General features: G+C 41.7%; 29 protein-coding genes. 21 read left to right on the top strand and 8 right to left on the bottom strand.

Annotation, left to right across the window (positions count from 1 at the left end; all coding sequences use genetic code 11):
• The first annotated feature begins 142 nt into the window (after positions 1-142).
• From rpsJ to rpsQ, 11 genes are read left to right on the top strand one after another with little or no spacing between them, the layout of a single operon-like run.
• The gene (gene rpsJ, locus NQT69_RS17720) at positions 143-454 is read left to right on the top strand and encodes a 30S ribosomal protein S10 (protein WP_002957900.1); all 312 of its coding nucleotides are present in this window, start codon (positions 143-145) and stop codon (positions 452-454) included.
• A 27-nt stretch (positions 455-481) separates the two neighbouring features.
• Positions 482-1117 carry a 50S ribosomal protein L3 gene (rplC, locus tag NQT69_RS17715; RefSeq protein WP_058561417.1) on the top strand — a complete coding sequence of 212 codons (636 nt, stop codon included), beginning with the start codon at positions 482-484 and terminating at the stop codon, positions 1115-1117.
• Between the two features lie 17 nt (positions 1118-1134).
• Positions 1135-1740 carry a 50S ribosomal protein L4 gene (gene rplD / locus NQT69_RS17710; RefSeq protein ID WP_058561416.1) on the top strand — a complete coding sequence of 202 codons (606 nt, stop codon included), beginning with the start codon at positions 1135-1137 and terminating at the stop codon, positions 1738-1740.
• Positions 1737-2039 carry a 50S ribosomal protein L23 gene (rplW, locus tag NQT69_RS17705; protein ID WP_016709050.1) on the top strand — a complete coding sequence of 101 codons (303 nt, stop codon included), beginning with the start codon at positions 1737-1739 and terminating at the stop codon, positions 2037-2039. The genes rplD and rplW overlap by 4 nt, the downstream gene beginning before the upstream one ends.
• Positions 2040-2056: 17 nt before the next feature.
• On the top strand, positions 2057-2881 hold the full coding sequence (gene rplB / locus NQT69_RS17700) for a 50S ribosomal protein L2 (protein ID WP_004588688.1): 825 nt from the start codon (positions 2057-2059) through the stop codon (positions 2879-2881).
• Positions 2882-2896: 15 nt separating this feature from the next.
• Positions 2897-3175 carry a 30S ribosomal protein S19 gene (rpsS, locus tag NQT69_RS17695; RefSeq protein WP_004588689.1) on the top strand — a complete coding sequence of 93 codons (279 nt, stop codon included), beginning with the start codon at positions 2897-2899 and terminating at the stop codon, positions 3173-3175.
• Positions 3176-3189: 14 nt separating this feature from the next.
• On the top strand, positions 3190-3522 hold the full coding sequence (gene rplV / locus NQT69_RS17690) for a 50S ribosomal protein L22 (RefSeq protein WP_087532558.1): 333 nt from the start codon (positions 3190-3192) through the stop codon (positions 3520-3522).
• 11 nt (positions 3523-3533) lie between these two features.
• Positions 3534-4235, top strand: a complete 702-nt coding sequence (gene rpsC, locus NQT69_RS17685) for a 30S ribosomal protein S3 (protein WP_004588691.1) — start codon at positions 3534-3536, stop codon at positions 4233-4235.
• Between the two features lie 12 nt (positions 4236-4247).
• A complete protein-coding gene (gene rplP / locus NQT69_RS17680; protein ID WP_054206129.1) occupies positions 4248-4661 on the top strand; it encodes a 50S ribosomal protein L16 in 414 nt (137 codons plus the stop codon).
• Positions 4661-4852, top strand: coding sequence for a 50S ribosomal protein L29 (gene rpmC, locus NQT69_RS17675; protein ID WP_004588692.1), 192 nt, complete (start codon positions 4661-4663; stop codon positions 4850-4852). The genes rplP and rpmC overlap by 1 nt, the downstream gene beginning before the upstream one ends.
• Entirely contained in the window at positions 4852-5109 is a 258-nt protein-coding gene (gene rpsQ / locus NQT69_RS17670) for a 30S ribosomal protein S17 (RefSeq protein ID WP_256828990.1), read from the top strand. The genes rpmC and rpsQ overlap by 1 nt, the downstream gene beginning before the upstream one ends.
• A gap of 211 nt (positions 5110-5320) precedes the next feature.
• On the opposite strand, the gene NQT69_RS17665 is transcribed toward rpsQ, so the two are convergent.
• Positions 5321-5857 (bottom strand): helix-turn-helix domain-containing protein, encoded by a 537-nt coding sequence (locus tag NQT69_RS17665; RefSeq protein ID WP_256828989.1) that lies wholly within the window; start codon positions 5855-5857, stop codon positions 5321-5323.
• A gap of 187 nt (positions 5858-6044) precedes the next feature.
• Between NQT69_RS17665 and NQT69_RS17660 the strand changes: the two genes are divergently transcribed.
• The gene (locus tag NQT69_RS17660; protein ID WP_256828988.1) at positions 6045-6512 is read left to right on the top strand and encodes a hypothetical protein; all 468 of its coding nucleotides are present in this window, start codon (positions 6045-6047) and stop codon (positions 6510-6512) included.
• A 367-nt stretch (positions 6513-6879) separates the two neighbouring features.
• Here NQT69_RS17660 and NQT69_RS17655 read toward each other — a convergent pair whose 3' ends face one another.
• Complete coding sequence (locus tag NQT69_RS17655) at positions 6880-7149, bottom strand: hypothetical protein (RefSeq protein WP_256828987.1); 270 nt, start codon at positions 7147-7149, stop codon at positions 6880-6882.
• A gap of 5 nt (positions 7150-7154) precedes the next feature.
• Positions 7155-7730, bottom strand: coding sequence for a Fe-S biogenesis protein NfuA (gene nfuA, locus NQT69_RS17650; protein WP_256828986.1), 576 nt, complete (start codon positions 7728-7730; stop codon positions 7155-7157).
• A gap of 412 nt (positions 7731-8142) precedes the next feature.
• Here nfuA and NQT69_RS17645 point away from each other — a divergent pair, with 412 nt between their 5' ends.
• Positions 8143-10692, top strand: coding sequence for a M14 metallopeptidase family protein (locus NQT69_RS17645; RefSeq protein WP_256828985.1), 2550 nt, complete (start codon positions 8143-8145; stop codon positions 10690-10692).
• A gap of 2 nt (positions 10693-10694) precedes the next feature.
• On the opposite strand, the gene NQT69_RS17640 is transcribed toward NQT69_RS17645, so the two are convergent.
• Positions 10695-11396, bottom strand: a complete 702-nt coding sequence (locus NQT69_RS17640; RefSeq protein WP_256828984.1) for a ComF family protein — start codon at positions 11394-11396, stop codon at positions 10695-10697.
• Between the two features lie 58 nt (positions 11397-11454).
• Between NQT69_RS17640 and bioH the strand changes: the two genes are divergently transcribed.
• The 5 genes from bioH to NQT69_RS17615 all read left to right on the top strand — a co-directional run bounded on the left by bioH (position 11455) and on the right by NQT69_RS17615 (position 14384).
• A complete protein-coding gene (bioH, locus tag NQT69_RS17635) occupies positions 11455-12192 on the top strand; it encodes a pimeloyl-ACP methyl ester esterase BioH (RefSeq protein WP_256828983.1) in 738 nt (245 codons plus the stop codon).
• A gap of 101 nt (positions 12193-12293) precedes the next feature.
• Entirely contained in the window at positions 12294-12602 is a 309-nt protein-coding gene (locus NQT69_RS17630) for a hypothetical protein (protein WP_256828982.1), read from the top strand.
• A gap of 6 nt (positions 12603-12608) precedes the next feature.
• Positions 12609-13466 carry a putative metalloprotease CJM1_0395 family protein gene (locus tag NQT69_RS17625; protein WP_256828981.1) on the top strand — a complete coding sequence of 286 codons (858 nt, stop codon included), beginning with the start codon at positions 12609-12611 and terminating at the stop codon, positions 13464-13466.
• A 136-nt stretch (positions 13467-13602) separates the two neighbouring features.
• Positions 13603-13947: a hypothetical protein gene (locus tag NQT69_RS17620; protein WP_256828980.1), complete on the top strand. Its 345-nt coding sequence runs from the start codon at positions 13603-13605 to the stop codon at positions 13945-13947.
• A 215-nt stretch (positions 13948-14162) separates the two neighbouring features.
• Entirely contained in the window at positions 14163-14384 is a 222-nt protein-coding gene (locus tag NQT69_RS17615; protein WP_256828979.1) for a hypothetical protein, read from the top strand.
• A 63-nt stretch (positions 14385-14447) separates the two neighbouring features.
• On the opposite strand, the gene NQT69_RS17610 is transcribed toward NQT69_RS17615, so the two are convergent.
• The 4 genes from NQT69_RS17610 to greB form a co-directional block, all read right to left on the bottom strand.
• Positions 14448-16781: a Tex family protein gene (locus tag NQT69_RS17610; RefSeq protein WP_256828978.1), complete on the bottom strand. Its 2334-nt coding sequence runs from the start codon at positions 16779-16781 to the stop codon at positions 14448-14450.
• A 157-nt stretch (positions 16782-16938) separates the two neighbouring features.
• Positions 16939-17520 carry a CBS domain-containing protein gene (locus tag NQT69_RS17605; protein WP_256828977.1) on the bottom strand — a complete coding sequence of 194 codons (582 nt, stop codon included), beginning with the start codon at positions 17518-17520 and terminating at the stop codon, positions 16939-16941.
• Positions 17521-17566: 46 nt separating this feature from the next.
• The gene (locus tag NQT69_RS17600) at positions 17567-17878 is read right to left on the bottom strand and encodes a hypothetical protein (protein ID WP_256828976.1); all 312 of its coding nucleotides are present in this window, start codon (positions 17876-17878) and stop codon (positions 17567-17569) included.
• A gap of 133 nt (positions 17879-18011) precedes the next feature.
• Positions 18012-18494, bottom strand: a complete 483-nt coding sequence (gene greB / locus NQT69_RS17595) for a transcription elongation factor GreB (RefSeq protein ID WP_256828975.1) — start codon at positions 18492-18494, stop codon at positions 18012-18014.
• A 153-nt stretch (positions 18495-18647) separates the two neighbouring features.
• On the opposite strand from greB, the gene ompR reads away from it, so the two are divergent.
• The 3 genes from ompR (at position 18648) to NQT69_RS17580 (ending at position 21015) form a co-directional block, all read left to right on the top strand.
• Positions 18648-19367 carry an osmolarity response regulator transcription factor OmpR gene (ompR, locus tag NQT69_RS17590; protein ID WP_256828974.1) on the top strand — a complete coding sequence of 240 codons (720 nt, stop codon included), beginning with the start codon at positions 18648-18650 and terminating at the stop codon, positions 19365-19367.
• Between the two features lie 6 nt (positions 19368-19373).
• The gene (gene envZ, locus NQT69_RS17585; RefSeq protein ID WP_256828973.1) at positions 19374-20672 is read left to right on the top strand and encodes a two-component system sensor histidine kinase EnvZ; all 1299 of its coding nucleotides are present in this window, start codon (positions 19374-19376) and stop codon (positions 20670-20672) included.
• 67 nt (positions 20673-20739) lie between these two features.
• Positions 20740-21015: a hypothetical protein gene (locus tag NQT69_RS17580; protein WP_256828972.1), complete on the top strand. Its 276-nt coding sequence runs from the start codon at positions 20740-20742 to the stop codon at positions 21013-21015.
• Positions 21016-21090 lie beyond the last annotated feature (75 nt).

The following is a 21090-nucleotide window of genomic DNA, read 5'->3' as shown; positions in this document are numbered from 1 at the left end:
CTTGGATTTCAAGCTAATAAAACAGGAGTTCCGATTTGGAACTCAACGTAGATATAAATCAACAACCGGCATCTTAATTATTAAGATTGTTTCGGTCGTTTTTTTATGCTCTTTTAAATGCTCTTTATATTGAGGTTTAAGAATGTCAAATCAACGCATTCGTATTCGCCTAAAAGCTTTTGACCACCGTTTGATTGACCAATCAACGGCGGAAATCGTGGAAACTGCGAAACGCACTGGCGCACAAGTACGTGGTCCAATTCCACTACCTACACGCTTTGAACGTTTTACTGTACTTACTTCACCGCACGTTAATAAAGACGCGCGTGATCAGTACGAGATCCGCACCCATAAACGTCTGATCGACATCGTAGAACCAACTGACAAGACTGTTGACGCTCTTATGCGTTTAGATCTTGCTGCTGGTGTTGATGTTCAAATCAGCCTGGGTTAATCGGAAGATTAGAGAGGTTTTAGGAAAATGGCATTAGGTCTAGTCGGTCGTAAAGTGGGTATGACACGTATCTTCACTGAAGATGGTGTATCTATCCCTGTGACAGTTATTGAAGCGACACCTAACCGCATTGCTCAGATCAAATCTGAAGCAACAGACGGTTATAACTCACTTCAAGTAACCGCAGGCACTAAAAAAGCAAGCCGTGTAAACAAAGCAGCAGCGGGTCATTTCGCTAAAGCTGGTGTTGAAGCGGGTCGCGGTCTGTGGGAATTCCGCCTAAATGGTGGTGAAGGCGATTTTGAAGTAGGCGCTGAGCTTACTGTTGAATTATTCAACGAAATCAACAAAGTTGACGTAACCGGTACTTCTAAAGGTAAAGGTTTCCAAGGTGGTGTTAAGCGCTGGAATTTCAGCATGCAAGACGCTACACATGGTAACTCTCTATCTCACCGTGCTCCTGGTTCAATCGGTCAAAACCAATCACCTGGTAAGGTGTTTAAAGGTAAGAAAATGGCCGGTCAAATGGGTAATGAGCAAGTAACAACTCAGAACCTAGAACTAGTTCGCGTTGACGCTGAGCGTAATTTGCTTTTAGTTAAAGGTGCAGTACCTGGCGCTATCGGCGGTGACGTTATCGTTAAACCAGCTGTTAAAGCATAAGTCCTGGAGATTTAGTGATGGAATTAGCAATTAAAGACGCTTCTGGCGCTCTTGAAGTTTCTGAAGCTACTTTTGGACGTGAGTTTAACGAAGCATTAGTACACCAAGTAGTTGTTGCATATGCAGCAGGTGCTCGTCAAGGTACTCGTGCTCAGAAGACACGTTCTGAAGTAAGCGGTGGTGGTAAAAAACCATGGGCTCAAAAAGGTACTGGCCGTGCACGTGCTGGTACAATCCGTAGTCCAATTTGGCGTTCAGGTGGCGTTAGCTTCGCAGCTAAACCACAAGACCACAGCCAAAAAGTAAACCGTAAAATGTACCGCGGTGCGATCAAAAGCATCTTATCTGAATTAGTTCGTCAAGAGCGTTTAATCGTTGTTGAAAGTTTTGGTCTTGAAGCACCAAAAACTAAAGAACTAGTTTCTAAGCTTAAAGAACTTGAGCTTAAAGATGTTCTTATCGTGACTGAAGAAGTAGATGAAAATCTATTCTTATCGGCACGTAACCTGTACAAGGTTGACACGCGCGATGTAGCTGGTATCGATCCTGTAAGCTTAATCGCTTTCGACAAGGTACTTATTACAGCTGCTGCTGTTAAGCAACTTGAGGAGACGCTAGCATGATCCGTGAAGAACGTCTTTTAAAAGTGATCCTTGCTCCACATATCTCTGAAAAGAGCACAATTGCTGCTGAAGAAAACAACACGATTGTTTTCAAAGTAACAAATGACGCAACTAAAGCTGAGATTAAATCAGCTGTTGAGAAGCTTTTTGAAGTGGAAGTAACTGGTGTTCGCACACTAAACGTTAAGGGTAAAACAAAACGTACTGGCATGCGTTTCGGTCGTCGTAGCGACTGGAAGAAAGCTTACGTTACTCTTAAAGAAGGTAGCGAGCTAGACTTTGTCGGCGGCGCCGAGTAATAAGGGGAGTTAGAATTATGGCACTTCAAAAGTGTAAACCAACTTCTGCGGGTCGTCGTCACCTAGTTAAAGTGGTTAACCCAGATTTACATAAGGGTAAACCTTACGCACCACTATTAGAGAAAAACTCTAAATCAGGTGGTCGTAATAACAATGGTCGTATTACGGTTCGTCATATCGGTGGTGGTCATAAGCATCATTACCGTTTAATCGATTTTAAACGTACTAAAGATGGCATTCCAGCCACTGTTGAGCGTTTGGAATATGATCCAAACCGTAGCGCAAACATCGCTCTTGTATTATATGCAGACGGTGAGCGTCGTTACATTATCGCACCTAAAGGCTTAAAAGCTGGCGATGCAATCCAGTCTGGTGTTGATGCACCAATCAAGCCTGGTAATGCATTACCTATGCGTAACATGCCTGTAGGTTCGACTGTTCACAACGTAGAATTAAAACCAGGTAAAGGTGCTCAAATCGCACGTTCTGCTGGTGCATACGTTCAAATCCTTGCGCGTGATGGTCAATACGTAACATTACGTCTTCGTTCTGGCGAAGTTCGTAAAGTACAATCTGATTGTCGTGCAACGCTAGGTGAAGTAGGCAATGCTGAGCATATGCTTCGTTCACTTGGTAAAGCAGGTGCAAATCGCTGGCGTGGTATTCGTCCGACAGTTCGTGGTGTTGCCATGAACCCGGTTGATCACCCACACGGTGGTGGTGAAGGTCGTACATCTGGTGGTCGTCATCCTGTGTCTCCATGGGGTAAGCCTACTAAAGGTGCTAAGACGCGTAAGAACAAGCGTACGGATAAATTTATAGTACGTCGTCGTACTAAGTAATATTGAGGAATAGCCATGCCACGCTCTCTCAAGAAGGGTCCTTTTATAGACCTACACTTGCTGAAGAAGGTAGAGAAAGCTTTGGAAAGCGGTGAAAAGAAGCCAATTAAAACTTGGAGCCGTCGTTCAATGATCATACCTAACATGATCGGATTGACCATTGCTGTCCATAATGGTCGCCAGCATGTACCAGTTTTCGTTTCTGACGAAATGATCGGTCACAAACTAGGTGAATTTGCACCAACTCGCACTTACCGTGGCCATGCTGCGGATAAGAAAGCGAAGAAACGCTAAGAGGGGAATGATAAATGCAAGCATTAGCTAAACATAAATTCGCCTCTGGTTCGGCGCAAAAAGCTCGTCTAGTTGCAGATCAGATCCGCGGACTACCTGTCGATCGCGCTCTAGAAATCCTGGCGTACAGCCCGAAAAAAGCGGCTGTATTAGTTAAAAAAGTACTTGAGTCTGCTATTGCTAACGCAGAGCATAACGAAGGTGCTGACATTGATGAGCTTCGCGTAAGCACGATTTTTGTGGACGATGGTCCTACAATGAAGCGTATTATGCCACGTGCTAAAGGACGCGCAGACCGCATCCTTAAGCGTACAAGCCACATCACTGTTGTGGTTTCAGATAGCTAGGAGTATAAGTAATGGGACAAAAAGTTCATCCTACTGGTATTCGCCTAGGTATATCTAAACCTTGGGTTTCTACCTGGTACGCGAGTTCTAAAGATTTCTCTGATCAGCTTTTTGGCGATCACAAAGTACGTACTTTCCTTACAAAGGAATTAAAAGCGGCTTCTGTGTCTAAAATCGTTATTGAGCGTCCAGCAAAATCGATCCGCGTAACAATCCACACGGCTCGTCCGGGTGTTGTTATCGGTAAAAAAGGCGAAGACGTTGAAAAGCTACGTCAAGCGGTAACTAAGATCGCAGGTGTACCTGCTCAGATTAATATTTCTGAAGTACGTAAACCAGAATTAGATGCACAACTAGTAGCAGACGGCATTGCCTCTCAACTAGAGCGTCGTGTTATGTTCCGTCGCGCTATGAAGCGTTCGGTACAAAATGCAATGCGCATCGGTTCTAAAGGGATCAAAGTTGAAGTTAGCGGTCGTCTTGGCGGCGCAGAAATCGCACGTTCAGAATGGTATCGTGAAGGTCGTGTACCTCTACATACTCTTCGTGCTGATATCGACTACGCAACTTCTGAAGCCTTAACCACTTATGGTATCATTGGTGTTAAAGTTTGGATCTTCAAAGGCGAAGTTATTGGTGGTTTACCACTAGTACAAGAGCAAGAGAAGCCAGCTAAACGCGCACCAAAGAAAGCCAAAAAAAGTGCTAAGTAGAGGTAGCGAGTAATGTTACAGCCAAAACGTACAAAATTCCGTAAAACGCACAAAGGCCGCAACCGTGGTCTTGCGCAAAACGGTAACAAAGTAAGCTTCGGTACTTTCGGTTTGAAAGCTACTGGTCGTGGCCGCATGACTGCTCGTCAAATCGAAGCAGCTCGTCGAGCTATGACACGTCACGTCAAGCGTCAAGGTAAAATCTGGATTCGTGTATTCCCAGACAAGCCAATTACAAACAAACCGCTTGAAGTTCGTATGGGTAAAGGTAAAGGTTCTGTTGAATATTGGGTTGCTGAAATTCAGCCTGGTAAAGTACTTTACGAAATGGAAGGTGTTTCTGAAGAGCTTGCTCGTGAAGCGTTCAACCTTGCTGCACGTAAATTACCATTCAAAACAACTTTCGTAACTCGGACGGTGATGTAATGAAAGCTAGCGAACTAAAAGACAAAAGCGTAGAAGAGCTTAATGCTGAACTTCTAGGACTTCTTCGTGAGCAGTTTAACCTGCGCATGCAAGCAAGCACTGGTCAGTTAGCTCAAACTCACACGCTAAGAACAGTACGTCGCGATATCGCGCGTGTAAAAACAATTATTAACCAGAAGGCAGGTCAATAATGAGCGATAAAATCCGTACTCTTCAAGGCCGTGTAATCAGCGACAAGATGGAAAAATCTTTCACTATCGCAATCGCACGTTACGTGAAGCACCCAATCTATGGGAAATTCATCAAACGTACGACTAAGTTACACGTACATGACGAAAGCAATACAGCTCAGGCTGGTGACGTAGTTACTATCCGTGAGTGTGCTCCTATTTCTAAGAACAAATCTTGGACTTTAGTAGACGTTGTTGAGCGTCCAAAGAAAGCTTAATTTTAATTAAGTTTACTTTACTAAAAAGCCCTGGCATTAGCCGGGGCTTTTTGTTTTCGCAGCTATAAGCGGTAAGCTTTCAGCCATCAGCTGATCGCAGTGAATTTGAGCCCCGTAGCTTGGGTTGAGTCTAGGACAACAAAGGAGAAAAGAACGCCATAAACGTGCTGAAATAATATTCTTAGAATTAAGTAACAACTAAATAACGGGTTTATAATTTACAAAGCTTATGCCTTTGTGAAAATACACCTACAATTATAGATAGTAAAATACACACTACAGAACCTACAATTAGAAAGCGGTTTTCGATCCTACTTACCTTTCTTTCGCCTACAATTTGATAAGTAGCGTCTCCTTCAATAAATCGCTCACCTTGATATTGCTGACTAATATTAAACGCTAAAAAGTCACCTTGTTTTGCCTGATAAGTAAAGTAGGTTTCCGGATAGAAAATTTCATAAGTTGCACATAGCCAAACAGTGAGGCTGATTAAAAACAATGTAAAACTTAAAATAGGCAGTATTTTTAGAGGTACTTTTGTTGATGGTGTCGATGGTAAACAGTGATCAAAACACGCCTCGCTATAACATACTTTCAGTTTTTCAATTACTTCAGGAGAGGGGATAAATTGTCCATTTTCTAGCTTTGATAAATATGATTGTTGAATACCTATCTCACGAGCAGCAAACGCTTGGGTCCACTTTCTGTTTGCTCGAAGACGTTTTAACTCTACCCCTAAAGATTGCATATCTAATATTCTTTTATTTATTGTTGACGCTTTATTATCACCAATTAGCTAATCTAGAGATAGAGGGATCACCAATATTCATATCTATGAATAAAAGAATACTATGAATATTAATGGATTAGCGTTTTTTATGGGTTATTTTAAATTATGCTAGCATTATCAAACTAACGAAAGGATATATTGTATTATGAAAGAACACGTCTATTTATTACTTAGCTCCATGGCTTTATTATTGGTAAGTTATCAAATTAATGCCGAACCTGTTTTTGCCGTTAAAGCTGATATTTATAAGTTAAAAAACGAAATAACAATTGATAGCAAAGTAGCTGAAACTTTAAAGCTATTAACCCCTATTCATCAGCCCGCTTTATTAGCTTTATTGGGTGAAAGCGCATTAATTGAGATTGGGGATGAAAACCGTTTAACCGCACTTGAAGTAAAGACAAATAAAGATGGTACCTTTTTCAATGCGGCGATGAAGTTAAAGGACAAAACAGATGGGAAGTGGCAATCGATAACGTCGTTTATGCCACATATACCAAGTGGGCAGACGGTGTACTTTAGCCGCAATTTTTCAGGTAGTACTTGGTTAATAAAATTAACGGGAAAACGGTTCGCATCTGAAGAGCTTGGATTAGCGAGTTTGCAGAACTAAATTATAAAAGTGATTGTTTTTAAATAAATTGGGCATAGCTTAAAAACCCCTTTACCTAAACCTAACTTGAGATTTTATGATGTATTTTTCTCACTGATTAATAACATTATGTGCCCAGTTCAAAATTACCTTTTAAGCCTTAGGCTAACAGAATATAAATCGTCATTTCTACAAGTCGTGAAGCTCGTTCAAGCAGTGCAACAGTCAATGGCAGACAACTGTGAGTTTGCGCAAGCGGCATTAGCTTGGGTAGAACGAAACAATCGCAACTGCATGATTACAAATGAATATGCACTGGTTACACTGCTACTCAAGAAGCTGTGTTGACAATCTTAGAACTAATACTAGAAGAGGTTGAAAAGCAAGGCTATTTCCACAGATCGGGATCATCTTGTTCAGGTGTGGTTTTATTTAAAACTTGTGAAAAACGATTGGCAAATATTCCAACGTACCCCCAAGCTGCAAAAAACAGGGCGACAAGAAGAATAACCAAACCAATGACTTGAAGAGTGTAGTGGCTAAAGTAGCCCAGCGCTATAAATATAACGGCCAGCACAAACAGTGCTAGGCCGCGTAAAAAGCGCTTTAAGCTGAGCTTAGGGTTTGAGCCTAAACGGTATATCAGCGGCTTTATCATGTTGCTTAGTAGTAAGAGTGATCGCCAGCTTGGTGATCGGTAATATCAGCAACCCCTGAAATTTCATCAAACTTAGCAATCATCTCTTTTTCAATGCCTTCTTTTAATGTGACATCGATCATAGAACAGCCATTACAACCGCCACCGAATTGCAGTACAGCAATGCCTTCAGCTGTTACTTCAACTAGGCTTACTTGGCCACCATGGTTAGCCAGCTGCGGGTTTACTTCGGTTTCTAGCATGTGCTGAATACGCTCGTTAAGGGTAGCATCATCACCAATCTTACGGGCTTTAGCATTAGGCGCTTTAAGCGTTAACTGGGTGCCCATTTTGTCAGTAACAAAATCAATTTCTGCTTCTTCTAAAAATGGTGCACTTTCAGCGTCAACCACAGCATCAAAGCCATTAAACGGAAGGCGAATATCGCTTGCTTCAACAGCATCTTCAGGGCAGTAAGAAACACCACACTCAGCTTGTGATGTACCAGGGTTAACAACAAATACGCGAATATTGGTTTGTTCAGCTTGGTCAGCTAATAATTTTGCAAAATGTGATTGTGCGGTTTCGGAAATAGAAATCATAAAACAACTATACTTGTTTAGAGCGTACTGACCTTTCGAGATTGCTTTTGCAGTAGTGTGTTTGGTTTTTAGGCAAGGCGGAACACGTGAAGTGTAGTTGCTCTACTTAAATCGTGTGATAACGCAGTATAAAAGCCAAACACGCACTGCCCTAAGGGTTCTGCCTAGGAATACCTTACTCTTTGTTGCTCGGACTTTACATAGAAAAACTATGCTACAGCCCTCGCGCCGCGATTAAGGAATTCCTAGGTTGAACAAATCCAATCCTGAAAGGTCAATACGCTCTTCATTACTCGGATACTGAGTATCATACTCCGCTCATCGCGTTGTCGCCAGTGTTGAGCGTAAAAAGTTGGCATCTAATTTAAGCAATGTTAGCGTGCAAACATTGATCATTTTATGAGTGTTTTATATGCGTTTGATAATAACAATCTTTACACTATTTTTGAGCTTTTCGAGTTTGGCTCAGCCGCTGTCGTATTATTTTGAAGACGACGTAAAATTTGACCCAGCAATCCCTACTCCAAAAGAAGTCTTAGGCTATGAAGTGGGCGAGTGGCACGTGCGTCACGACCAGCTAGTTCGATACATGGAAATACTGGCTGATAAAAGTGACCGTATGAGTTTTGAAGTGATTGGCCGCACTCATGAGCAGCGTCCTTTAGTAATGCTAACAATTACCGCAGCTGATAAGTTAGCGAATATTGAGCAAACACGCCAAGCTCACTTAGCGCGCCTGGCAGATAAAAACGCTAAAAAAGCAGACCAACCAGCAGTAGTATGGATGGGTTACAGCGTTCATGGTAATGAATCATCAGGCAGTAATACAGCGTTATTGGTAGCTTATTATTTAGCTGCAGCGCAAGGCAAAGAAGTAGAAACGTTATTAAACAATACAGTCATCTTACTTGATCCGTCATTGAACCCTGATGGCTTAGCGCGTTTTGCTAATTGGGCTAACAGTAACCGAGGTATGAATTTATCATCTGACCCACAAACCCGTGAGCATGTTGAAAGTTGGCCAAGTAGCCGCACAAACCATTATTGGTTTGATTTAAACCGTGACTGGTTGTTGTTACAACACCCTGAATCGCGTGCACGTATTGCTAAATTCCATCATTGGAAACCAAATGTTTTAACTGACTTTCATGAGATGGGGCCAAACAGTACTTATTTTTTCCAGCCAGGTATTCCAACCCGTAAGCACCCAATTACTCCAGATGAAAACGTCAGTCTAACTAAAGCAATTGCTAATTATCATGCAAAAACGTTAGATGAAAACAATGCATTGTATTTCACTGAAGAAAGCTTCGATGACTTTTATTATGGTAAAGGTTCAACCTATCCAGATGTGAATGGCGGTGTGGGTATTTTATTTGAGCAAGCGAGCTCGCGTGGTCATGTACAAGAAACTCAAAACGGCACTTTAACTTTCCCTTTCACAATTAAAAACCAGCTCTTAACCAGCATGTCTACGTTTCAAGCTGCGATAGACAATCGCCAAGCCTTACTTGATTATCAGGCAAAATTTTATAATCAAGCAGTGGAGCTTGCAAACGAAGAAGACTTTAAAGGTTATGTGGTGCAAGCAGGTAACGACCCAGCTCGCTTAGGGTTATTTTTAGATTTATTAAAACAGCATCAAATAGAGGCTTATCCATTAAATAAAGAACTAAAAGCTGATGGCAAGCGTTTTTCTGAGGGCAGCTACTTTGTGCCATTGGCGCAACCACAATTTCGTTTGGTAAAAGCGGTGTTTAGTGAGCAAAAACGCTTTGTTGATAACACTTTCTACGATGTATCAGGCTGGACATTGGCTCACGCATTTAACATTGAGTTTGCTTCAGTTAAAAGTGGCTGGGGACTCGATGTGAGTGATAATGCATGGCAAAAAATTGCAAAGCCGAACTTTACAGCGTTATCAAATCAGTATGCCTTTGGTTTTAAGTGGGATAATTATTTAGCGCCAAAAATGCTGAATAAACTGCTTAGCCAAGGCGTTAAAGCTCGAGTTGCGCTGAGTCCGCTCTCGGCCAAATCAGTAGCAAAGAGTGTCGACTTTGCCGCAGGTAGTATTATTGTTCCTGCGGGTATCCAAGAGCAAGAGAATTGGGTTGAATTATTAAGCGCAGCACAAAGCGAATTTGGCATTGAAGTAACTCCAATTACTTCTGGTTTAACAGCAAAAGGCGCCGATTTAGGCTCACGCTCACTCGCGGTTGTTAAAGCACCTAAAGTGTTACTAGTGGGTGGACAAGGTACTAGTCAATATGAAGTCGGTGAAGTGTGGTATTACCTTGACCGCTTTGTAGGTGTTGCGCCTACTATTGTTGAAATGCAGCGCTTAGGGCGATTAGAGCTTAGTGACTATAGTCATATCGTACTGGCGCATGGTAATTACAACAGCTTGAGTGATGCAGATAAAGTTGCTATTAAAACATGGGTCCGCAAAGGCGGGGTTATTTGGGGACACAAAGGTGGCGCTAAGTTTTTAGTTGACCAACAACTATTAAAAACAGGTTATTTATCGCGCCAAGATGTTGCTAGTGCATTTAACACAGGCGGCTTAAACTATGGCGATAAAGATCACTTAGCGGGTAGACAGCGCATTGCAGGTGCAATATTCAACACGCATGTTGATTTAACACACCCACTTACCTATTCCCTTGAGCGTAAAACGTTACCTGTGTTTAAAAATAGTACCTGGTTATTAGAGACTTCATCAGCTCCATTTGTCAATGTATTGCAATACACACAAAAGCCGTTATTAGCAGGATTTACTGATGATGTGAACGTAGAGCAAGTTGCTGGTGCAGCTGGCCTTGTGGCTCATTCTTATAGTCGTGGTAATGTTATTGGCATGACAGATAACCCTGTGTTTAGAGGTTACTGGTACGGCACTAGTCGCTTACTAAGCAATGCGTTGTTTTTTGGTCATACATTTAGAGCAAACAGCGAATAAGATTATCGTCCTAGTGGCGTTAGGCAAGTAACAAAAGCCCACACTTGCTCAGCGCCAGCTTCTTTCAAAACCACTGTTGCTGCATTGAGTGTTGCACCAGTGGTCATTACATCATCTACAATAGCCACCGTTTTTCCGGTTAAATCATCCTTACATACGAACGCACCTTGTAAATTTTTTATCCTTTTTGCTTTAGTTAAGCTCGATTGTGCTTTGGTTTTTTTAGGTCTTTGTAGATAATTAAGGTTGATTGTATCTGCCGGTAAACACGCCGCCCATGTTTGTGCTACTTGATTATACCCGCGCTGTAGAAACCGCTTGTTGTGTAAAGGTAAAATAATAAATAGCTCAGGCCAGTGCTCACAGCATAGCTTACTGGCTGCTAGCTGTTGCTTAATTACTTGTTGCAATGCTTTTTTATAATAAATTTGATTGCTAAATTTTAGTTGGCTGAGCCAATTATCAAAAGGGGGTCTATACCAGGCACATGCAATTAAATGATCAAATTGGCAATCAGGGAAAAACTCAATAATGTCAGGCCGGTGTAACAAGTTTGCTTGCGTACTTAAATCCAATAGAGGTAAATCGTTGAGGCAACAGTCACAAATACCTTGGCTCGCTTTGATAGGGGTTTGGCACTGGGTGCAGAATGATGGAAAAAACCAATCAAACAGGGCGCTGGTACGCTCACTTAAGCTAGACATTGCATTCATTCCTTTAAACGCTATTATGAGCGCTAAGTTTGGATGAGGGTTGGCAAAAATGCAAAACGAGTTAGTACTACTACACGGCTGGGGTATGAACCAAGGGGTGTGGCAGGTAATTTTACCTGAGTTAGAATTTCTCCACACAGGCACTGTAAAGTGCTTAGATTTACCAGGTTACGGAAACAGCCAGCAATGCCCGCAGCCTTACAATCTCCACGATGCGGCAAAGCAACTAAGTGAGCAATTACAACCTAAATCAACACTAATGGGCTGGTCCTTGGGCGGTTTGTTTGCTCTGTATATTGCTAAGCATTGGCCCGAAAAAGTCGCTAAAGTTATTTTGGTCGCATCAACGCCATTTTTTGCCGAGCAACTTGAGTGGCCTGGCATAAAATCCGACGTGCTTAATGCCTTTAAAGAGCAATTAGTTACACACCGGGAAAAAACCATAGAGCGATTTTTAGCAATCCAAGCCATGGGCAGTACAAGTGCACGGGATGATATTAAGCAGCTAAAACAATTATTAAATGAGTTTCCTGCACCTAAAAATGAAGCACTGACAGCAGGCCTTGAGATTTTACAACAACAAGATTTACGTGATTTGCTTGCAACATCTAAGGTGCCAGTACGTGGGGTGTTTGGCCGTCTCGATGCATTAGTCCCGTATCGAGCAATTACTCAGATTAAAGCGTTGCACAGTGACTTTGAATACGAAGTTATCGATAAAGCATCGCATGCACCGTTTATCTCGCATAAAGCAGAATTCTTATCCGCTATTAAATCAATGCTTTAAAAACGTGTAATGGCAAGCCTGCAAATATAAAGGGTTTATACTTTATTTTGTCTGTTTTATGAGCGATAATTAATTAAATCTAACATTGGTGGAGGTGTAATATGCCAATCGGATCTGTGTTTAATAATGGGGTAGAAGGGTTTAACCGTGCCAGCCAAGGTATTGAAAAGGCAAGCGCGGAGATTAACCGTGCCAGCATTGATCAGCAAGACGATGCACAGCTCGCGCAGCAGCGCCAATTACAAGCAGCACGCCCTGAAGAGGCCGTGACTGCGCCAGTTTCGCAGCCCGCGCGAATCGATGAAGCTTTGGTCAACTTAAAAGTTGAAGAGTTTAACGCGAAAGCGAATGCGCAAACTATTCAAACCGCTGATGAAGTACTGGGCACTTTAATTGATGTGCGAGTTTAATTAAATATGAATATCGTCACGCCATTTCCTAATGTAAATATAAACACGGCTAATGTTTATACGGAAACCGCTCGGCGTGACAATCAACTACGTGAAGTAATTCCCCCTCCTGCGGCCACTAAACCGAGTAACGCTGAAAATAAAGCGCTTGGTGATAATGATAAAGCTAAACAACCTGGTACCTCTGAAAGCGTTACTTACGATTCTAAAGGTAAGGTTGCTGACGAAACGGTTGTTCAAGAACGAGAGCAGGGCGAACAAAACCCTGATCAACAAAGCGAAGAACAACAAAAAGAAGCTAAAAAAGAGCAGCAAGTAGCAGAGCAAGAAGAGTTAGACGCAGCACAAATTGAAGAGCTGAAAGCGCGAGACACTGAAGTGCGCGTTCACGAACAAGCCCATGCATCTATCGGTGGTCAGTATGCAGGCTCACCGAGTTACGAATACCAACGCGGCCCTGATGGGCAAAATTATGCGGTTGGCGGTGAAGTGCAAATAGATGTTGCTGAAGTCGAAGGCGACCCACAAGCCACAATAGAGAAAATGCAAACAGTTCGCGCTGCAGCGCTTGCGCCAGCTGAACCTTCAAGTGCAGATAGAGCCATTGCTGCAGATGCGACCCAAAAGCTTGCGGCAGCCCAAGCGGAGCTAACAACCCCTGAAAATAACGATGACAGCGATGAAGGCAATGGCGCAAGTTTTAAAATAGATAATGCCGGCGAGCAAAGTGCATCAATTACAAACTCTGAAACTGCGACAGCTAAACGCGATGCTGATGTTGACGCGCGAGCAGGGCGTATTGCGCAATTCTATCAAGCAGCAACCTCACCTTATGGACAAGCAGGCTTTTCCGCGACTATTTAAGTAGTCAATTTTTGCCTATTATATAAGACTCCCAATTAAAAGTTTCACGTTTGTTTACACTATATTGCATTTTATGTTGTTAAGAACATTTCTAATTGTTACTTTTCCTGCGAATTTTATTAAGGAAGACAATTAAATGAAATATGCAGTAATCGCAGGCGCTTTAACTCTTTTCTCAATCACCGCAGCGGCAAATCAAGCATCAAGCCTAAGCTATGATTATGTTGAAGTTGGCTATGCAAAAACTGACATTAAAAGCAATGATAAAACAGACCCTGACAGCTCAAGGTATTCTGGTTACGATGGGTATGTTATTAATCTTAGCAAACAACTTTCTGAAAATTGGTACGTTACAGGCTCATATTCTCAAAGTCGTGTTGATTATTCTAGCACTACTGCATTTACATCATTTGCTCCTCTACCAGATGGCACCTCCCCGTCTAATATGACAGATTCTTATCATGAAACAACGGATATTTAACTCGCTATAATGTTGGCTGTGGATACATTCAACATCTTTCAAGAGAAACTTCTGTTGACTATGCCCTGAAATATGGGAAAAGTAAGATTAAAACTGAGGAAACACTTGCACATAGACTTGAATCTGATGGTAATGTTATTGATGTTTCAAAAACAAACTATGAAAGATCAGAAGCAGCTGACTCTTTTGAAGTAACTGCACAAATTCGACATTTATTGACCGAACAATTTGAAATAAATGCAGGCGTTGGTTATGAGCGTTTACATGGTGTAGGAGCTGGTTATGTACGTTTGCATGATGTTGAAAGTGAAAATAACCTTCTGTTAAAAGCGGGTATAAATTACGCAGTCACTGATAAAATAGCGTTTGCTGCTTCCTACAGTTACACAGATGAATACGCTGACATCGCAGCTGCAGTATTTCGTTATTATTTTTAAAGAAAATTTAAATAGCAGAACAGCAACGCCACAAACCCAGTTTGTGGCGTTTTTGTTTACGCGTTATTTTTTCACTTTGGCATTGGCGAAGGCATCGGCAAAGGCATTGCCCATCATCGCATTACCTGTATCGCGTTTGGGTTTAGCTGCACGAGACTGGTGATTGTTACCACGAGCATTAGTTTGCGGCTTTTGGTTAGTCGGTGGGGCTGGTTTATTGCTAGTATCAATGTCATCATCTAAACGCATGGTGAAACTAATGCGTTTACGTGCAGCGTCGACTTCAACTACTTTTACTTTCACAATATCGCCAGCTTTAACCACTTCTCGGGGATCAGAAATAAACTTATTCGTGATTGCTGATATGTGCACTAAACCATCTTGATGTACGCCCACATCAACAAAAGCACCAAAGTTTGCGACGTTAGACACGACGCCTTCTAATATCATACCGGGTTTTAAGTCAGTGATTTTTTCAACACCGGCTTTAAACTCAGCGGTTTTAAATTCTGGGCGAGGATCGCGACCCGGTTTATCAAGCTCGCTAATAATATCGGTCACCGTTGGTAGGCCAAATTTATCATCAATGTAGTCGTTAGCAACGAGTTTATTGAGTAGTTCAGAGTTACCAATAAGGCTGTTAACGTCTAAACTGTTTTGCTCACAAATACGCTTAACAACAGGGTAAGCTTCAGGGTGAACAGATGAGTTATCTAGCGGATCATTACCGTTACTGATTTTTAAGAAACCAGCCGCTTGTTCAAACGCTTTTGGTCCTAAACGCTCTACTTTTTTAAGCTCTGAACGTTTGGCAAAAGAGCCATTAGCATCGCGATAGTTAACAATGTTTTGCGCTAAGGTTTTATTTAGCCCTGATACACGAGTTAACAGCGGCACAGAGGCCATATTTAAATCAACACCCACGGTATTTACACAATCTTCAACCACTGCTGTTAGAGTTTGACCTAACTGACTTTGTGACACATCGTGCTGATATTGCCCCACACCAATTGATTTAGGTTCTATCTTCACCAGCTCGGCAAGAGGGTCTTGCAGGCGACGGGCAATAGACACTGCACCACGTAATGATACATCAAGATCAGGGAATTCATTGGCGGCAAATTCAGAAGCAGAATAAACCGATGCACCGGCTTCGCTAACCATGATTTTATTGAGTTTAAGCTCGCTATTCGCTTTGATAAGTTCAGCAACTAGTTTGTCAGATTCACGCGATGCAGTACCATTACCAATGGCGATTAGCTCAACTTTATGTTGACGACATAATTGCTCAAGGGTACGTAATGATTTATCCCAGTGGTTTTGTGGTGCATGTGGGAAGATAGTTTGTGTTGCTAATAACTTACCTGTGCTATCAACCACTGCGATTTTACAGCCGGTACGTAGGCCAGGATCAAGGCCAAGTGTTGTGCGTGCGCCAGCAGGTGCCGCCATTAATAAGTCTTTTAAATTTTTAGCAAATACATCAATCGCACCCGTTTCGGCTTTTTCGCGCATGGCGGCTAAAAATTCGTTTTCTAAATGTAGGCCAAGTTTTATTCTCCATGCCCATTGCACCACTGTCATCAACCATGCGCTGGCGGCTTGGCTTTTTATATCAAGGCGATAGTGATCGGCAATCATGATGGCACAAACAATACTTGGGTCTTCGGCACTTGGTTCAGGGTTAATACTTAGTTGTAAAATACCTTCATTGCGAGCGCGCAACATGGCTAGCGCACGGTGAGAAGGGATTTTTTTAAGCGGCTCTTGGTGCTCAAAGTAATCTCGGTATTTTGCTCCCGCTTGCTCTTGGCCTTTAATGATACTTGCTTCTATCTGACCATGTTGACTGATGTGGCTACGGAACTTTGCTAATAATTTAGCATCTTCAGCAAAGCGTTCCATTAGAATAAACTTAGCGCCATCAAGAACCGCTTTATTATCTGCAAAGCCTGCATCGTTATTTATAAACTGGCTTGCTTGCTGCTCAGGATCTAGAGTCGGGTCTTTAAAAAGTGCATCAGCTAGTGGCTCGATACCTGCTTCTATCGCTATTTGACCTTTAGTACGACGTTTTGCTTTATAAGGAAGGTATAAGTCTTCAAGCTCGGTTTTACTAGCGGCATTATTTATATCTGCTTCAAGCGATGTGGTCAGTTTATCTTGCGCTTTAATGGTCGCTAAAATAAATGTTCTACGTTCTTCTAGTTCACGTAGGTATGATAAACGCTGCTCTAATAAACGTAGCTGAGTATCATCTAAACCACCGGTTACTTCTTTACGGTAGCGAGCAATAAAGGGAACAGTTGCCCCTTCATCAAGTAATTTTGTAGCAGCAACAATTTGCTGCTGTTGAGCATTTAGCTCAGTGGCTAAACGTGCAGAGAGTGTGCTCATGCATAAACCTTTTCAAACGAAAAATAAAGCCAGTATTGCTTTACTGGCACAGTAAGACTAACTGAATAATATCACAGTACTAAGCAATGAAAAGGCCTTAAAAGCAGAGCTTTTAAGGCCTTTTTCAAATCGATATCACAACGCGGTAAAAGGGGTATTAATGAGGGTGTTCAATATTTTCCAATACTTCGCTAAAAGTATGGGCAATAGGGCTGATATGCAGTGGAATTTGCAATGTTTTAGTAATTTCACGTGCTGACAATAAACCACATATTTCGTTATGTGCGGTGGTCACGAGTAAAAACATAGTACCGTGATGCTCCATTGTTTGTAGTGCATCACCAATGCACGCGTAACTTAAGCTTTGCATGCTAACGCCTGTTAATTGACTTAGTGGGGTCATAACATGACGTAAGGTAAGATCAGTGCGGTGTACATTTAAACGTTGTGAAAGCACTGTAATTTTTGCACTTTGTAAATCAGCACTAGAGACAATACCTATTAGTTTTTCGTTATCATCAATTACTAAAATAAAGTCAGTATGTTGGCTGCTGGTTTTTTGTAGTGCTTCGATAATGCTGATGTCGTAATGAGCGCGTAGCGGATCTTTTTGGGTAAAGTTATTTACCATTTTTAAAGCGGGAGAAGTTAGATCAATTAGCGGCTGAGTGTCGCTGTATACATGAGATAATACGCCTTTTGATACATCTTGAGTACGTAATTCTTTGAAATTAGCCATAGTAGTCACCATTTTTATTAAATTTAATATTTTTTAAAGTAATGAATTAAATAAAATAAGTAGGTGGCCCTCGTACCGAAGCACGATTAAAAAGTGATGCTAATTGTGGTCTCACATAATGTGAAAGTGTGGCTTCAGGGAGTGGTTGAAGCGCCCCAAAGTAAAGTGCGTTGGCATGGGTATCTATGTCAACGTCAAGGTTTGCTTGGTCGGGAATATCACAAGCAACGTAGTGGGCGGTTGGAGTAGAAAGTTCAGTTGAGTTGTCAAAGTCATGGGCAAATACGGTCAAACTCACACTCATTAAGAGTGTAAATAATACAGCATTATTAAATATGCGATGCATTAAGTTTGACATAACACGACCTTTTAATTACCACCTCAAGTGCAAAATGCTTTACTTGAGTAACTCTATTTATAGTCTACATATACACATTAGACAATCAATTATGAACTTAATCTGAACTATCTTTGTGTTGTTATGATTGTTTTTATTTTGCTCCAGGGTATTCAATACTATTTACATACCACTCTTTTTTCCCTTGCGGTGTAGTAACATAAAACTCATCATCAACCTGTTTTTTTAATAATGCACGGGCCATCGGAGAGTCAATCGAGATGTAATCTTTACGATCATAAATTTCATCGGGGCCGACAATTCTAAACTTGAGCACTTCGCCTTGTTCGTTTTCGACTTCGACCCAGGCACCAAAAAACACTTTACCTGCTTGTTGCGGTGAATAATCAATGATTTGTAAGTCCGGCATGCGTTTGCGTAAATAGCGTACACGGCGGTCTATTTGTCTAAGTAAACGTTTGTTGTACTGATAATCTGCGTTTTCAGAGCGATCCCCTAAACTGGCTGCCCAGCTCACAATCTTGGTGACTTCTGGGCGCTTCACATTCCAAAGGTGGTCATGCTCTTGTTGTAATTGTGAGTAACCCTCTCGGGTTATAAGATTTGTTTTTGCCATTAACTACTTTTCGCTTTGTTGAAAACTATTTCTAGGTATTACGGCTATGCTTTGAAATGTTGTGTAACAATCTAATCAATCAATTCGTTTTTATTAGCCTGATTTTCATTTATATTAACTATTAACAAGTCAAAAACAACAAGAATGAATGTTATGGGACACGAAACCACAAAAGTATTAGTCGTCGATGATGACATGCGATTACGCAGTTTATTAGAGCGTTATTTGGTAGAGCAAGGATTTATTGTACGTAGTGCTGCAAATGCTGAACAAATGGATCGGTTATTAGAGCGTGAAAACTTCCACTTAATGGTACTTGACCTGATGCTACCAGGCGAAGATGGCTTATCTATCTGCCAGCGTTTACGGCAAAAAGAGAACGAAATTCCTATTGTTATGCTGACAGCTAAAGGTGATGAAGTTGATCGCATTATAGGCTTGGAGCTTGGCGCTGACGATTATATCCCTAAACCTTTTAACCCGCGCGAACTACTCGCACGTATTAAAGCAATCTTACGTCGCCGCTCTAAAGAAGTGCCTGGCGCACCTGCGGCAGAAGAAAACGAAATTACCTTCGGTGAGTTTTCGCTTAATCTGGCCACCCGTGAAATGACCCAAGGTGATAAAACGATGTCTTTGACCAGTGGGGAATTTGCTGTGTTAAAGTCGTTAGTGACTCATCCTCGTGAACCGCTAAGTCGCGATAAGTTAATGAACCTAGCTCGTGGTCGTGATTACAGTGCACTTGAACGTAGTATTGATGTGCAAGTCTCACGCCTGCGCCGCATGATTGAAGATGATGCAGCCAACCCGCGTTATATACAAACCGTGTGGGGCCTTGGGTATGTATTTGTTCCTGACGGTGAAAAATAACCGTTTATGAGTATGTTTCCCAAAAGTGCATTTGGCCAAACTGTGTTTCTAGTGGCAGCATTATTGCTGATCAACCAAGTTGTTTCATACATTACTGTTAGCCTTTACGTGGTTAAGCCGACCATCGAACAAGTAAATCTTATTCTCGCTAAACAAGTTAAAACTGTGTTTATTGATTGGGAAGATGGCGTTGAAATTAGCGATGAAGTATCTGCTAAATTTTTTGAAATCACGGGTATTGAAGTGATGACTCAACGCCAAGCTATGTCCGAAGGGCTTGGCCAAACACGCGAGTACCCAATGCTGTCGCGCAGTATGTCGGAGCAATTAAATGGCTCTGCTCGCGTGCGTATTAGTCAAATTGGACCGTTGATTTACTGGGTCGAAGCACCCCAAGCACCTGGGTTTTGGGTAAAAGTACCACTCACGGGGTTTAAAGATAACAACTTAGAATTTTTGACCTTTTATTTGTCGAGTATTGGCTTTTTGAGCGTGTTAGGTGGTTGGTTGTTTGCCCGTCATTTGAATCGGCCGTTAAAAGCATTGCAGCAGGCCGCGGTAAAAGTAGGCGTAGGAGATTTTTCTACCAAACTAGAAGAGCACGGCTCAACCGAAGTGATTGAGGTAACACGAGCATTTAACCAAATGTCACGGGGTATTGCAGCGCTTGAGAATGACCGAAGGTTATTGATGGCGGGTGTGTCACATGATTTACGTACACCACTTACACGTATTCGCCTTGCGACAGAAATGATGTCGGCTGAAGAAGATTATCTGCGTGAAGGTATTATTTACGATATCGAAGACATGAATGCCATTATCGATCAATTTATTGAATATTTACGCCATCATAAACGTGAAGAACTTGCGCTTGAAGATTTAAATGCGATTGTCTCAGAAGTGGTACATTCTGAGCAAAAGCACCAACGTAATATCCGCTTTATCGAAAATCCAAACCTCGATAATGTGCCTTTGAGTATGGTTGCTATAAAGCGTGTAGTAACCAATATGATTGAGAATGCAATTCGTTACTCGCAAGATGATATTGAAGTTGAAACCGCGCTAAGCCCAGATAAAAAATATGCCATTGTAATGGTAAACGATCGTGGCCCAGGTATTCCCGAAAGTGAACTGGAAACCGTATTTGAACCATTTAAGCAAGGTGATGCGGCCAGAGGCAGTGAAGGCAGTGGACTTGGTTTAGCAATTATCAAACGAATAATTGATATGCATAACGGTAAAGTAAAGTTAGTAAACCGCCAGGAAGGGGGCCTCAGCGCACAAGTTTTTCTCCCTTTGAAGTAAGTAACTTTAAATCAGGTTGAGTAACCAGATGCAAGGTTTAGTCTGTTTGTATAGGAGTTTTAAGTTAATGGAAGATGATAAATTCAGCAAGTTAAAGCGGCTAATGGATAAAGGTAAATGGCATTATACCTTTGTACATGGTGTGCTCGGTTGGGGAGTTTCGACAGCTATTTTGTTTTCGCTACTGCAAGGTTTTTTCGGTTACGTTGATTTTTTTGATGTATTACCGCTCTCGCTTATTTTGTTTCCAATAGGAGGTTTATTTTGGGGACTTTATATGTGGTCTTACTTAGGTAACCAATATGCCAAGGCTGTTAATGAGCGAAGCGCAGCATCATCTTAAGTTGCCTGTAGCGATAGATTACACTGCTTATATCTTCGGTAGCAATAAAATAAAAAGCGCGATTTAGATCGCGCT

The organism is Pseudoalteromonas shioyasakiensis, assembly GCF_024518675.1.
Taxonomy (GTDB): domain Bacteria; phylum Pseudomonadota; class Gammaproteobacteria; order Enterobacterales; family Alteromonadaceae; genus Pseudoalteromonas; species Pseudoalteromonas shioyasakiensis_B.
The sequence above is the reverse complement of the archived record's forward strand: the minus strand, read 5'-3'. Positions and strand labels throughout refer to the sequence as shown.

Bases quoted from the DNA above. Each gene is read 5' to 3' on its own strand.
- NQT69_RS17655 (WP_256828987.1), bottom strand. From the start codon at position 7,149: ATGATAAAGCCGCTGATATACCGTTTAGGCTCAAACCCTAAGCTCAGC.
- NQT69_RS17610 (WP_256828978.1), bottom strand. From the start codon at position 16,781: ATGAGCACACTCTCTGCACGTTTAGCCACTGAGCTAAATGCTCAACAG.
- rplW (WP_016709050.1), top strand. From the start codon at position 1,737: ATGATCCGTGAAGAACGTCTTTTAAAAGTGATCCTTGCTCCACATATC.
- rplD (WP_058561416.1), top strand. From the start codon at position 1,135: ATGGAATTAGCAATTAAAGACGCTTCTGGCGCTCTTGAAGTTTCTGAA.
- rplP (WP_054206129.1), top strand. From the start codon at position 4,248: ATGTTACAGCCAAAACGTACAAAATTCCGTAAAACGCACAAAGGCCGC.
- rpsC (WP_004588691.1), top strand. From the start codon at position 3,534: ATGGGACAAAAAGTTCATCCTACTGGTATTCGCCTAGGTATATCTAAA.
- NQT69_RS17580 (WP_256828972.1), top strand. From the start codon at position 20,740: ATGGAAGATGATAAATTCAGCAAGTTAAAGCGGCTAATGGATAAAGGT.
- rpmC (WP_004588692.1), top strand. From the start codon at position 4,661: ATGAAAGCTAGCGAACTAAAAGACAAAAGCGTAGAAGAGCTTAATGCT.
- rpsJ (WP_002957900.1), top strand. From the start codon at position 143: ATGTCAAATCAACGCATTCGTATTCGCCTAAAAGCTTTTGACCACCGT.
- NQT69_RS17620 (WP_256828980.1), top strand. From the start codon at position 13,603: ATGAAATATGCAGTAATCGCAGGCGCTTTAACTCTTTTCTCAATCACC.
- greB (WP_256828975.1), bottom strand. From the start codon at position 18,494: ATGGCAAAAACAAATCTTATAACCCGAGAGGGTTACTCACAATTACAA.
- bioH (WP_256828983.1), top strand. From the start codon at position 11,455: ATGCAAAACGAGTTAGTACTACTACACGGCTGGGGTATGAACCAAGGG.
- NQT69_RS17625 (WP_256828981.1), top strand. From the start codon at position 12,609: ATGAATATCGTCACGCCATTTCCTAATGTAAATATAAACACGGCTAAT.
- rpsS (WP_004588689.1), top strand. From the start codon at position 2,897: ATGCCACGCTCTCTCAAGAAGGGTCCTTTTATAGACCTACACTTGCTG.
- envZ (WP_256828973.1), top strand. From the start codon at position 19,374: ATGAGTATGTTTCCCAAAAGTGCATTTGGCCAAACTGTGTTTCTAGTG.
- NQT69_RS17660 (WP_256828988.1), top strand. From the start codon at position 6,045: ATGAAAGAACACGTCTATTTATTACTTAGCTCCATGGCTTTATTATTG.
- rplB (WP_004588688.1), top strand. From the start codon at position 2,057: ATGGCACTTCAAAAGTGTAAACCAACTTCTGCGGGTCGTCGTCACCTA.
- rpsQ (WP_256828990.1), top strand. From the start codon at position 4,852: ATGAGCGATAAAATCCGTACTCTTCAAGGCCGTGTAATCAGCGACAAG.
- NQT69_RS17645 (WP_256828985.1), top strand. From the start codon at position 8,143: ATGCGTTTGATAATAACAATCTTTACACTATTTTTGAGCTTTTCGAGT.
- NQT69_RS17640 (WP_256828984.1), bottom strand. From the start codon at position 11,396: ATGTCTAGCTTAAGTGAGCGTACCAGCGCCCTGTTTGATTGGTTTTTT.
- rplV (WP_087532558.1), top strand. From the start codon at position 3,190: ATGCAAGCATTAGCTAAACATAAATTCGCCTCTGGTTCGGCGCAAAAA.
- nfuA (WP_256828986.1), bottom strand. From the start codon at position 7,730: ATGATTTCTATTTCCGAAACCGCACAATCACATTTTGCAAAATTATTA.
- ompR (WP_256828974.1), top strand. From the start codon at position 18,648: ATGGGACACGAAACCACAAAAGTATTAGTCGTCGATGATGACATGCGA.
- NQT69_RS17665 (WP_256828989.1), bottom strand. From the start codon at position 5,857: ATGCAATCTTTAGGGGTAGAGTTAAAACGTCTTCGAGCAAACAGAAAG.
- NQT69_RS17605 (WP_256828977.1), bottom strand. From the start codon at position 17,520: ATGGCTAATTTCAAAGAATTACGTACTCAAGATGTATCAAAAGGCGTA.
- rplC (WP_058561417.1), top strand. From the start codon at position 482: ATGGCATTAGGTCTAGTCGGTCGTAAAGTGGGTATGACACGTATCTTC.
- NQT69_RS17630 (WP_256828982.1), top strand. From the start codon at position 12,294: ATGCCAATCGGATCTGTGTTTAATAATGGGGTAGAAGGGTTTAACCGT.
- NQT69_RS17600 (WP_256828976.1), bottom strand. From the start codon at position 17,878: ATGTCAAACTTAATGCATCGCATATTTAATAATGCTGTATTATTTACA.